The organism is Myxococcus xanthus (assembly GCF_006402735.1).
Taxonomy (GTDB): Bacteria; Myxococcota; Myxococcia; order Myxococcales; family Myxococcaceae; genus Myxococcus; species Myxococcus xanthus_A.
In genome coordinates, this window is the sequence record NZ_CP017174.1 from 4604350 (window position 1) to 4616386 (window position 12037).

At 68.7% G+C, this 12037-nt stretch carries 11 protein-coding genes; all 11 read right to left on the bottom strand.

Going from position 1 to position 12037, the window contains the following annotated elements; translation table 11 throughout:
* Positions 1-152 precede the first annotated feature (152 nt).
* The gene (locus BHS09_RS19050; RefSeq protein ID WP_140791951.1) at positions 153-623 is read right to left on the bottom strand and encodes a cyclic nucleotide-binding domain-containing protein; all 471 of its coding nucleotides are present in this window, start codon (positions 621-623) and stop codon (positions 153-155) included.
* A 41-nt stretch (positions 624-664) separates the two neighbouring features.
* Positions 665-1180 (bottom strand): gamma carbonic anhydrase family protein, encoded by a 516-nt coding sequence (locus tag BHS09_RS19055; RefSeq protein ID WP_090492640.1) that lies wholly within the window; start codon positions 1178-1180, stop codon positions 665-667.
* A gap of 4 nt (positions 1181-1184) precedes the next feature.
* Positions 1185-2573 carry a tRNA (N6-isopentenyl adenosine(37)-C2)-methylthiotransferase MiaB gene (miaB, locus tag BHS09_RS19060; RefSeq protein WP_140791953.1) on the bottom strand — a complete coding sequence of 463 codons (1389 nt, stop codon included), beginning with the start codon at positions 2571-2573 and terminating at the stop codon, positions 1185-1187.
* 73 nt (positions 2574-2646) lie between these two features.
* Positions 2647-3156 carry a hypothetical protein gene (locus tag BHS09_RS19065; RefSeq protein ID WP_140798520.1) on the bottom strand — a complete coding sequence of 170 codons (510 nt, stop codon included), beginning with the start codon at positions 3154-3156 and terminating at the stop codon, positions 2647-2649.
* A 33-nt stretch (positions 3157-3189) separates the two neighbouring features.
* Positions 3190-4587 (bottom strand): VWA domain-containing protein, encoded by a 1398-nt coding sequence (locus BHS09_RS19070; protein ID WP_140791957.1) that lies wholly within the window; start codon positions 4585-4587, stop codon positions 3190-3192.
* 253 nt (positions 4588-4840) lie between these two features.
* Positions 4841-6136 carry a class I SAM-dependent RNA methyltransferase gene (locus BHS09_RS19075; RefSeq protein WP_140798521.1) on the bottom strand — a complete coding sequence of 432 codons (1296 nt, stop codon included), beginning with the start codon at positions 6134-6136 and terminating at the stop codon, positions 4841-4843.
* A 7-nt stretch (positions 6137-6143) separates the two neighbouring features.
* Positions 6144-6512, bottom strand: a complete 369-nt coding sequence (locus BHS09_RS19080; protein ID WP_174258834.1) for a TIGR02266 family protein — start codon at positions 6510-6512, stop codon at positions 6144-6146.
* 62 nt (positions 6513-6574) lie between these two features.
* A complete protein-coding gene (locus BHS09_RS19085; RefSeq protein ID WP_011553802.1) occupies positions 6575-7231 on the bottom strand; it encodes a CoA transferase subunit B in 657 nt (218 codons plus the stop codon).
* Between the two features lie 11 nt (positions 7232-7242).
* The gene (locus BHS09_RS19090; RefSeq protein ID WP_011553803.1) at positions 7243-7941 is read right to left on the bottom strand and encodes a CoA transferase subunit A; all 699 of its coding nucleotides are present in this window, start codon (positions 7939-7941) and stop codon (positions 7243-7245) included.
* An 81-nt stretch (positions 7942-8022) separates the two neighbouring features.
* Entirely contained in the window at positions 8023-9204 is a 1182-nt protein-coding gene (locus BHS09_RS19095; RefSeq protein WP_140791962.1) for a thiolase family protein, read from the bottom strand.
* A gap of 221 nt (positions 9205-9425) precedes the next feature.
* Positions 9426-11933, bottom strand: coding sequence for a WD40 repeat domain-containing protein (locus BHS09_RS19100; RefSeq protein ID WP_140798523.1), 2508 nt, complete (start codon positions 11931-11933; stop codon positions 9426-9428).
* Positions 11934-12037 lie beyond the last annotated feature (104 nt).

The following is a 12037-nucleotide window of genomic DNA, read 5'->3' on the forward strand; positions in this document are numbered from 1 at the left end:
CCTGGGTTCCAGTCGTCCAGGAGGCCCATTCCGCCCCGGCCCGCACTGCGGAACGAGGTGGGAACTCCATCCACCAGGCCCTACCCCATCCCGCATAGCCAGAGCCGCCGGGCAGCTTAACCACCGCCCGCCCGAATGGCGTCACCTTCGGCTCAGGCCGCGGGCGCTTTTCCGATGAGCGTGCGCAGCATGTCCCGGTTGTCCCGGGCCTTCTGGCCGAAGTGCGCGACGATGCCCATCAGCAGCTTCACGCAGGCCTGCGGCTTGGTAGCCAGGAGTTTCTGGAAATCCGCGGCGCGAATCTCCAAGGCCAACACGTCGGTGACGGCGGTGGCGGTGCACAGCCGCTCACCCTTCTGCACCAGGGCCAGCTCCCCCAGGGGTTCGCCGGAGCCGACCTCACCCAGGGACACATCCTCGCCCCCGGCGCTCTTGGCGCTCAGGCGCACGGTGCCTTCACCCACGATGAGGAGCGAATCCCCCGTCTTGCCTTCAGCGAAGAGCGCGGTTCCCTTGGGGAACGCACGGGTGACGGCGACCCCGGCGAAAATCTGGATGCCGGTGTCCGTGAACCCCTTGAACAGCGGGCACGCCTTGAGCGTTGTGGCAGGCACGAGAGCCATGGATGTGCTCCTAACACGCCCAGCGTAGGCTCGCGAGCGACTCAGCGGTCCGTGTGGTACTCGGCCGCGAGCAGCACGTAGTGCTGGGCGGACATCAGGAGGAACTCACGCTCCGCCTCGGTGATGGGGCGCTTCACCCGGCCCGGAGAGCCCACCACCAATGAGCCCGGGGGGATCTTCGTGCCCGGCGTCAGCAGGGCTCCCGCGCCGATGATGCAGTCGTCCCCCACCTCCGCGTCGTCCATGACGGTGGCGCCCATGCCCACCAGCACCCGGTTGCCGATGGTGCACCCATGGAGGATGACGTGGTGCCCCACCGTCACGTCGTCCCCCACCGTGGTGGCGGACCTGCCGCTGGTGACGTGAATCAGGGAGAGGTCCTGCACGTTGGTGCGCTTCCCGATGCGGATGGGATTCACGTCCCCGCGCAGCACGCAGTTGAACCAGATGGAGGAGTCCTCCCCCACCTCGATGTCACCCACCAGCTGGGCGGAGTCGTCCACGAAGCATCCCGGGTGGACGCGGGGGGATACACCTCGGAATGGCCTCTGGGGCATGGGGCTACGCCTCCGCGACGACGTGGAACGGCGCCTCGGCCATGGGCACCGGCAGCGGCTCCACCGTGGGCGGCTTGAGCAGGGCCACCTGCTTGCCCGAGAGCTGGTTGGGCGTGGCGCGCTCCACCTTCACCGTCACGAAGGCGCCCGCGGGGGCGTCCCCTTCGAAGTTGACGGTGCGGTTCTCCGGCGTGCGGCCGAAGCGCTTGGTGGCGTCGTAGCGCGAGTGCCCCTCCACCATGACCTCCACCTCCGAGCCCACCAGCGCCGCGGTGATTTCGCCGCTGATGCGCCGCTGCAGCTTCTGCAGCCGCTCCAGGCGGGCAATCTTCACCTCATGCGGCACCGGGCCCCAGTCCTTCTCGCGCAGGGCCGCGCCCGTCTTGGGCCGCGGGCTGTAGACGAAGGAGAACTGGTTGTCGTAGCGGACCTGCTCGGTCAGCTGCATCGTCATCTCGAACTCCTCCTCGGTCTCCCCAGGGAAGCCGACGATGATGTCCGTGGTGACGGCGATGCCCGGCCGCGCCTCGCGCAGCTTCGCCAGGCGCTCCAGGTACTGCACCACCGTGTAATCGCGGCGCATCATCTTCAGGATGCGGTCGCTGCCACACTGCACCGGCAGGTGGAAGTGCGGGGTGATCTTCGGCTGGACGCGGAAGGCTTCGATCAGCTCGTCGGACAGGTCATGCGGGTGGCTGGTGGTGAAGCGCACGCGCTCGATGCCGGGGACCTCCGCGGTGCGCAGCAGGAGCTGCGCGAAGGAGATGCCGCCCGCGTACGAGTTCACGTTCTGGCCGATGAGCGTCACCTCGCGCACGCCGACCTTCGCCAGGTCCGCCACCTCGACGAGCACGTCCGGGAACGCCCGGCTCACCTCGCGGCCGCGCGTGTGCGGCACGATGCAGAACGAGCAGACGTTGTCGCAGCCCTTCATCACCGTGACGAACTCGGTGACCTTGCCGCGGGACGTCTCCGGGTCGGCGCGCGGGAAGACGTACTCCTCCGAGTTCACGAAGGCCGTCTCCACCACCCGCTCCCGCTCCGCGGACACCCGGCCGATGATGTCCGGCAGGCGCGCGATGTTGTCGGGACCGAAGACGAAGTCCAGGTACGGCACCTTCTTGAGGAGCTTGTCCTTCTCCTGCTGCGCCACGCACCCGCCCACGCCAATCAGCGCGCCACGGCTGGCCTTCACCGGCTTGTACCGCCCCAGGGCGGACAGCATCTTGTCCTCCGCCTTCTCCCGGATGGAGCAGGTGTTGAGGATGATGAGGTCGGCGTTGTCCGGCACCGGCGTCGGCGCGTAGGACATCTGGCTCAACACCTCGCTCATGCGGAGCGAGTCGTTGACGTTCATCTGGCAGCCGAAGGTGTGGATGAAATAGCGCTTCATGGAAGAACCCTGAGCAAGTACGTGCCCTTATCCGATGGCCGGACGCGGAATGCAACCGGCCGCCCGCCCGGCTTCATCCCCGGCTGAGCAGGTGCGTCAGGCGGGTGTGCAGGTCCACCAGCTCCGTCTCGCGGGCCCGGAGCAGCACCAGGGCGTCCTCGCCGTAACGCCGCGCCAGGGCGTTGGTTTCGCGCTCCTGTTTGGCCAGCTCGTCCTGGATGCGGCCCTTGAGCTCGTCCGCCGCGCCGCCCTGAAGCTGCCCCAGCTTGTCCTGGAGCTTGCGGACCGCCCAGCGCCGCCCGCCGAAGGCTCGCAGCAGCGCGCTGCCCTGCTCCGCCGTCTTGGGGGCCAGCCCCGACGCGGCCAGGGCCTCGGTGTGGGCCTTGGCCAGGGTCTCCGTCCCCTGCCCGGAGGCCTGGGCAAGGTAGGTCTGCTGGTAGCGGACCAGGGCGTCGAGCATCGCCGCGTCCAGCGGAGGGGCGGCCCAGCGCAGGGTGCGGTCGTCGGCGGCGGTGAGGTCCGTGGACGACTCCCGGTTGGGGACGTCCTGGAAGCCGTTGTCGTCGAAGAGGAAGGAAGACATGGGGAGGTGCCTTGCGGGGGAATGGGCCCGGGACTACGCGGGCACGAGCTGGTCGGCGATCCGGGCCAGGTCCGACACGGAGGTGACGACGACGGCCTGGTGACAGTGCTTCTCGTAGGTGAGCATCTCGCTGTCGCCAATGCCCCAGTTGCCACGCTCCTCGGGGCAGATCCACAAGAGCCGCTTCGCCTTGCGGCGCAGGTCCTTGAGGGCCCAGGCGTTGTTCGCGTTGTAGTTGTTCCGCCCGTCGCCAATCACCATCACGGTGGTCCGGCGGGTGATGCTGCCCAGGTGGTCCCGGGTGAAGTCGGCCAGGGCGCGGCCGTAGTTGGAGTTCGCGCTCAGCGACACCGTCTTGCCCGCGGTGGCCATGTCGATGGCGGCGTCGACCTCCAGGTCCTTGAAGTACTGCGTCACCTCGCCCACGTCGGACACGAAGACGAACGAGCGCACGCGGACGAAGAGCGACTGCATCGTGTGCATGAACAGCAGCATCATCCGCGAGGCCTGTCGCACGGAGTCGGACACGTCGCAGAGCACCACCAGCTCCGGGCGCTCGGGGCGGCGGCTGCGGAACTGGGGCACCATGGGCACCCCGCCCCACGGCAGGTTCCGGCGCAGGGTGCGCCGCACGTTGAGGGCGCCCTTGCGGTGCGAGCGCTGCTTCCGGATGAGCCGGCTGCGCAGCTTCTCCGCCAGGGTGCGCACGGCGGACTCCATCTGGTCCACTTCCGCCTGGGTGAGCAGGTGCAGCGGCTTGTCCGCGGCGGTGTCGGTGCGGCGGCGGATGCGGGCCTCGGCCTGGCGCTTCACTTCCTGGCGGGCGGCGTCCTCGATCTTCCGCATCGCGGCCGCGACATGGCGCGAGACAATCTCCACCCCTTCCGGTGTGAGGCCGCGGGCCCGTAGCTCGTCCTCGAGCGACTTCATGTCGTTCCGGGCCTTGTCCGCTCCAGCCGCCGCCAGCATGCGCCTGGAGAAGAACCCGGCCTGGAGCGGACTCTCCATCCGCGACAGGTCCAACTGCAGCGAGGCCATCCGGAAGATCTGCGCCAGCCGGGCCCGGTCTCCCATCAGCACGGCCTGCGCCAGGGGGGACATCTCCGGGAGGAGCTGGTGCATCTGGATGAGGACCATCTTCAGCAGGTCGCCCTCCAGGTAGCCTTCCTCCTCCAACTGCTGCGCCAGCGACTTGTCGATGGCCTCGAACGTCCTCGCCGCGCCGGAGAAGTAGAACTCGAAGGCCCGGTTGAAGGTGTCCACGTCCAGCTCGCGCTTCACCAGCGTGGTGCGGAGCACCGAACGGAACAGGTTCCGATCCTTGAGGCCTACCTCGGACGTGGCGCGCAGCGCGTCCTGGACCTCGGACGTACTGACGCGCACACCGTTCTGGCGAAGGACCTCGGCGAACTCGACGATGCGGGCATCCACGCAACCATCATGTCCGGGGACGGCCCGCGCGCAATCGGGAATGCACGACCGTGAAGCGAGCGGATGCCTGCCTCCCTGGTACACGCGGTGTAATCACTAAAATTTACTGAATTGCAGATTGTTCCGATCTACGTCCGCCGTCTATGGAAGCCGCTTTCAGAGGGAAAACAGGCAAGACGTGGCCTGGACGCCACGAGGCGCCCGAATCCCGCTGCTCAACGCAACAAAGACTGATGGTGCGTGTTGCCGCTGTTCAGGCCGACCGCTCGAAGGACATCACGGCCTCGACGTGATGCGTCTGAGGGAACATGTCGACCACCTGGAGGGCCAGGGGCTTGTACCCGGCGGCGACCAGGCCCGCGGCGTCCCGAGCCAATGAAGCCGGGTCACACGCCACGTACACCACGCGGCGCACCCCCAGGGCGGTCATCCACTTCGCCAGGCCTGGGGCTCCCGCGCGCGGCGGGTCCGCGAGGCACACATCGAAACGGCGCTGTTCGGCCACCAGCCCGTCGCACACCTTGCGGGCGTCGCCCTGGATGAAGCGCACGTTCGTCACCCCGCCCTCCCGCGCGCTCCGCTGGGCCAACTCCACGCCCACGGGGGATGACTCCACGCCCAGCACGGACGCGGCGGTTCCGGCCAGGGGGAAGGTGAAGTTGCCGTTGCCCGAATACAGCTCCAGCACGGAGTCGGACTCCCGGGCTCCCAACTCGTACACGGCCGAGGTCACCAGCCCCACGTTGGCTTCGGCATGGGCCTGGGCGAAGGCATCCGGCCGCAGGTACAGGGGGACTTCCGGCCGCAGCGGTGAGTAGGAGCGCAGCGCGGGCTTGCCCAGGAGCCGGGCCGAGCCCTCCTTCGGCGTCAGCACCGCGCCCTCCAGCCGCAATGCGCGCACGGCCGCCTCCGCGGCCTCCAGGTGGCGCGCCGTCACCGGGCCGCTGAGATTCACCGCGAACGCGGCCTTGTCCCCTTCGGCCAGCAGCAGCACCTCCTCGGTGTCCTTCGCCAGGGGCTTGAGCAGCGGAGCCAGCTTCCCGGGAAGCGCCGTCAGCACGGGCGTGAGCGCGCCGCAGACCTCCACGGGCACGCGCTCGTGGCTGCGCCGGCCGAAGTACCCCAGCGCCCCCTTGCCCGCGGGATGCAGCACCGCGCGGCGCCGGTAGCCCCAGTCCCTGGGCGCCACCAGCAGCGGACGCACGGTGAAGCTGTCCCGAGCCAGGTGGCCCAGGTGCTCCAGCGTGGACAGGACGATCTCCTGCTTCGCGGTGCGCTGGGCGGGCTCGGCCAGCCCCAGCCAGTCACAGCCGCCGCAGTCGGACGCGTACACGCAGGGCGCGTCACGCCGGTCCGGGCCTGGCGACACCACCTGCCGCAGGATGCCGCGCAGCACGCGGCCTTGACTCTCCAGGTGGACGCGCACGGTGTCCCCCGGGAAGGTCCCCGGGATGAAGACGGTGCGCCCCTGCCAGGAGGCCACGCCTTCGCCGAGCTGGCCGAGGCGTTCGATGGTCAGTTCAATGGGAAGTTCGGGTAGCGGCAGCATTCAGGCGCTATTCGGGCGGGAGCTCCGAGCGCAAGCGCTCCACGAACTCCTCGATACGCGATCGCTTGTCTTCATCAACGTCCAGGAACTCCACCGCCATCCCTGGGGACTGGGGCGCGGGCACGCCCACGGCATTGGTGCGCGTCACCCGCCCCTTCAGCTCCACGGGGAAGTGCGCGCCGGGCAGCGTCACCAGCAGCCGCACCACCGTGTCCACGGACAGCGGCTTGTCGGTGTTGATGTACAGGCCACCCTTCGACAGGTTCACCGCCCAGTCGGTGACGAAGCCAGAGACGCTGCGGTAGGCCACTGGCAGTTCGTACTCCAGACGGGGCGCGCGGGGATGAGGGGTCGAGGTGTTGGGACTGTCTGCCATGGGATGCGCTCCGCCGCGGGATTCGTACAACGCCCGCGGCGGTGCACCTTAGCCCCACACGCTCAGACTTTCATCTCACGGACGTCGGGGGCCACCGTCAGCTTCGGCTCGGTGAGCTTCTGTACCTGCTCCACCGTCACCCCGGGGGCCACCTCGCGCAGGATGAGCCCCTGCGGCGTCACGTCGATGTACGCGTGGTCCGTGACGATGTGGTGGATGCACTTGAGGCCCGTCAGCGGCAGCGAGCACTTCTTGAGGATCTTGGGCTTGCCGTCCTTGTTGGCGTGCTCCATGGCCACGAAGATGCGCTGGGCACCGACGGCCAGGTCCATGGCGCCGCCCATGCCCTTGATCATCTTTCCGGGGATCATCCAGTTGGCCAGGTCGCCCTCTTCGCTGACCTCCATGGCGCCCAGCACGGCCATGTCGATATGGCCGCCGCGGATCATCCCGAACGACAGGGCCGAGTCGAAGAACGCGGCGCCGGGCACCGCCGTCACCGTCTCCTTGCCGGCGTTGATGAGGTCCGGATCCTCCTGGCCTTCCACGGGCCAGGGGCCGATGCCCAGCAGGCCGTTCTCCGACTGGAGCACGATGTCCATGCCCGGCGGGATGTAGTTGGCCACCAGGGTGGGCATGCCGATACCCAGGTTGACGTAGAAGCCGTCCTGCAGCTCCTGGGCGATGCGCTGTGCAATCTGTTCACGAGTCAGTGGCATGGCTGGGCTCCTCAGGCCGACTTGCGGACGGTGCGCCGCTCGATCCACTTCTGGAGGTTCTTCGCCTGGACGATGCGCTTCACGAAGATGCTCGGGATGTGCACCAGGTCCGGGTCCAGCTCGCCGGGCTCCACGATGTGCTCCGCCTCGACGATGGTGACCTTGGCCGCCATGCACATCATCGGGGAGAAGTTCCGCGCCGTCTTCCGGAACACCAGGTTGCCCCAGCGGTCCGCCTTCCACGCGCGGACAATGGCGAAGTCCGCCTTCAGCGGCGTCTCCAGCACGTGCAGCCGCCCGTCGATGACGCGCGTCTCCTTCCCTTCGGCCACCTGGGTGCCGGCGCCCGTCGGGGTGAAGAAGCCGCCAATGCCGCAGCCGCCCGCGCGGATGCGCTCGGCCAGGGTTCCCTGCGGGTTCAGCTCCACCTCCAACTCGCCGGAGAGGAACTGCCGTTCGAACTCCTTGTTCTCTCCCACGTAGCTGGACACCATCTTCTTCACCTGCTTGTTCTGAAGCAGGATGCCGAGCCCCAGCTCGGTGGTGCCGCAGTTGTTGGAGATGATGGTGAGGTCCTTCACGTTCTTCCGGTGAAGTGCCTCGATGAGATTCTCCGGGTTGCCGCACAGCCCGAAGCCGCCGCTCATGAGCGTGCAGCCATCCGGGATGTCGGCGACCGCCTCGTCCGCGTTCGCGTAGACCTTGTTCATCCGCCCTCCCGCATGTGCGAACGGGGTGAAGGCCCTTGGCGGGCCCCCACCCCGTGCCTCTCCCCTATCGGGAGAGGAAGTTCAGCGCTCCACCATCAGTGCGATGCCCTCGCCGCCGCCGATGCAGAGCGACGCGACGCCACGCTTCTTGTCCAGGTCCTGCATCGTCTGCAGCAGCGTCACCAGCACGCGCGCACCGGACGCGCCAATCGGGTGGCCCAGCGCCACCGCGCCGCCGCGTACGTTCACCTTCGACACGTCCAGGCCGAGCAGCCGGTTGTTCGCGATGGACACCACCGCGAACGCCTCGTTGATCTCCCAGAGGTCCACGTCACCCGCGCTGATGCCCTGCTTCTTCAGCAGCTTGTTGATGGCGTCCGTGGGCGCGATGGTGAACTCCACCGGCTTGCGCGCCGCCTGGGCGTAGCCCGTGATGCGGCCCAGGATGGCGCGGCCCTCGGCCTTCGCGCGCTCCTCGCTCATCAGCACCAGCGCCGCGGCGCCGTCGTTGATGGAGGACGCGTTGGCGGCCGTCACCGTGCCGTCCTTCTTGAACACCGGCTTCAGGCCCGGAATCTTGTCCGGCTTCGCGTTGCGGGGACCCTCGTCGTCGGAGACGGTGACGACGTCCTCCGGCTTCTTGCCCGGAATCTGGACCGGGACGATCTCCGCCTTGAACAGGCCTTCCTTCTGGGCCTGGATGGCGCGGCGCGTGGACTCCAGCGCGTACTCGTCCTGCTGCGAGCGGCTGATGTCCTGCGTCGTGGCGCACTCCTCGGCGCAGATGCCCATGTGGACGTTGCCGTACACGTCCCAGAGGCCGTCGTGGATCATCGCGTCCTTGAACTCCACGTTGCCCATGCGCGCGCCGCCACGCATCGTGTGGCTGATGTACGGCGCGTTGCTCATGGACTCCATGCCGCCCACGACGACGACGTCCGCGTCACCCAGGGCAATGGCCTGCGCGCCCGCGCTGACGGCCTTGAGGCCGGAGCCACAGACCTTGTTGAGCGTGGTGGCGGGGACCGTCTCGGGCAGGCCGGCGAAGATGGCCGCCTGGCGAGCGGGCGCCTGGCCCACGCCGGCGGTGAGCACGCAGCCCAGGATGACTTCCTGCACGGCCTCGGGCTTCACGCCCGCGCGCTCCAGCGCCGCCTTGATCGCGATCGCGCCCAGCTGAGGGGCCGTCAGCTTGGCGAGCGCGCCCTGAAAGGCACCAATGGGGGTACGGGCCGCGCCTACGATGACGACGTCACGAGCCATGAAAACTGCCTCCTCTTGAGGATGTGCGGATGCTTTTCGATAACAGTGTCGGGGGCCCTTATCACCGGCCACTTCCCTGAGTTCAAGCATCCTTGCTCGTCACACGGACGTGAGCGTCCACTGTGCACGACGCAACGCGCCAGCGTGGGCAAAGGCGCGAAGTCACGAGGCCTCCTGGCTCGGACCCCGCGCCCCTGCCCGCCCGACCGGTCGGACGGTTCCTAGCGGACGAACCAGGAGAACAGCTCCGCGTCCCACCCGCCCGTCGTGATGACCTTGCCGTCCCCCCGCCAAGAGATGCCCAGGACCGTGCGTTCGTGGGCGCCAATGACAGTGGGCCGGAACGCGCCTTCTTCACGGACGTCCCAGGTGAAGAGCAATCCTCCTTCGCCGCCACTGGCGAGCCGCGTGCCATCCGGGCTCCACGCCAGGGCCAGTTGGATGAGCCAGGTACTGGCGCCCGCAACGAAGGCACCCGTGCTCAAATCCAGGACGGCGAGCCGCTCACTGCTGCTCAGCGCCAGGCGCGTCCTGTCGGGGCTGAGCGCGGCGGCCACGATGCCCGTCAACCCGGGTTCCATGCTTCGAAGGACACCGGACGCACGGTGCCAGAGGTTCCATGCCCCATGGCTGTAGACGATGAGCAGCGACGCTCCATCGGGCGTCCATTCCAGCTCAACGACGGGGCTCGGCGTCTCCGGGATGCGCAGCAACTCCGTGCCGCTGCCCACGTCCCAGACCTGGACGGTTCCTTTCATCCCGGTGGGCGACAACGTCGTGCCCGCGCCCGCCAGGGTCCGGCCGTCTGGCGTCAGCGCGGCGTGCTCCACCCTGGATTGCTGTCCATGAGACCACGGCGTCAGCTCGACGGGCGTGCGCACCCGGGTGCCCGCATTCACGTCCCAGACGCAGAGCCGGCCGTCATCGCCTCCCGTCGCGAGTCGCGTGCCCTCCTCGCTCCACCCCAAGGCACGAACGTCTCTGCCCCCATGTCCGTCCAGCGCTCGCAGCGCCAGGCCTGAATCACTCCAGAGCCGGACCTTGCCCTCGCTGCCGGCCGACGCCAGCCGATCTCCCGCGGGACTCCACGCCGTGACGTTGACCGCCCTCAGATGCGCCAGCAGCTCAGTGCGCCGCACGCGCGCGTGCTCCGCATCCACCTGGAAGACGGACACCGCGCCGGGCTCGCTCTCCAGCGCGACGAACGTGTTGTCGACCGGGTGGAACCGCACGGCGCCGTAGCCGGACGCAGTCAGCGGTTTGGGGGGAGGCTCGGAGCCATCCGCCACCACCGTCCCGGTGTCGGCCTCCAGGACCGTCAGCGAGCGGAGTCCATCCACCACCACGAGCCAATCCTTCGTGCGGCTCCAGTCCAGGCGGGCGGACAGGCCCCACGGGCCTGTCCACGCGGCCTGCTGCTCGTGGGTCACTGCCTCATACACTCGCACGTAGCGGTAGCTGCCCACCGCGTACCGCGCGCCGTCCGGGCTCCAGGCGAAGCCATGGGCATTGCTCTGCCGGTAGAGCGGCCCCGCTGGGGCAAGCGGGTGAATCTCCACCATCTCGCCCTGCACCTCGAGCGCGATACGGCGTGCATCCGGGCTCCAGTGGATCTGGTGGATGGGATACTCCGTCAGCAAGGGCTCCCGGCGCTCCGTCCCCGTGTCCGCGGACCAGAAGCGCACTTCCCCGCCGCCCGTGCCCAGGTTGCCGATGCTGGCGAACTCGTTGCCGTCCGGGTTCCAGGCAACGCCCAACACCGGGCCCGAATGGGCGCGCCAACGCTGGACAGGCGCGCCTGTGTCCGGGTCGATCCGGGCCAGCTGCCCATCCTCGAAGCCGGCGACCAGGTCCTCCCTCCTGGGCCCCCACGCCACGGCACGAATGTCCGAGCCCTCCATCCGAATCACCTGGGAGACGTGGCCGAGCTGCGCATTCCAGATGCGCAGTGAGCCCTCCCCCCCGACTCGATCCAGCACCGCGAGGAGGACCCCGTCCGGGCCCCAGGCCACGGCGCTGGGGTTACGCGCACCTGACTGCCTCCAAAGCGCGGAGTGCTCGAGCTTTGGAGCGAACCCCACGCCACAGCGCCGGTCCTGCTCGACTCGGATGACATGGGGCAGCTGCTCCGGCCCGCAGCGCATCCATCCGGTGAATCGCCATCCCTCCGCGGGCTCCGCCTGGAGCGTGACTTCGGTCCCCACATCGAAGCGCGCCATGCACGGGCCCGCGCAGTCGCTCACCCCTTCCGGCGTGCTCGTGACCCGCCCTGCGCCAAAGACTTCGACGAAGAGCGTCCGCTTCCCATCATCCAGGGGTGGAGCCGGTTCGACGGTGAAGGCCACGGGCTCGGACCACGCCCCCACCCGCGAGTGCACGTCAACCGCGCGGCAACGGACTTCGTAGTCGCCCACCGCCTGGAACGCCCGGCTGACTTCTCCGGGGGCTCCGCTGGGAAGGCGTGCGGAAACACCCGGTGTGGGATCCGCGCGCCCCCAATCGAAGACGTAGGTGAGCGCATCTCCTTCCGGATCCTCGGCAGTGCACCGGAAGGCTCCTGCCTCTCCCACCGTAAACTGCTCCGCGAGCACTTCGACACGCGCCGGCCCTGGGGGCCGTGAGTCGGAAGACGCCGGGCTGCGACCACACGAAGAAACAAACATCGCGCTCAGCGCGAGCGCGCAGGCCACCTGGGTGCGACGGCCCCAGGTCAAAGAACGTGCAAACATGGCATCCCCCACGCGCTCGGCCCCGAAGCGCGCGTCGCCCTGCATAGCAGGCCCCGCCCCGAAACGGCAACGGCCGGGCCCCCTCTCGGGAACCCGGCCGTCTC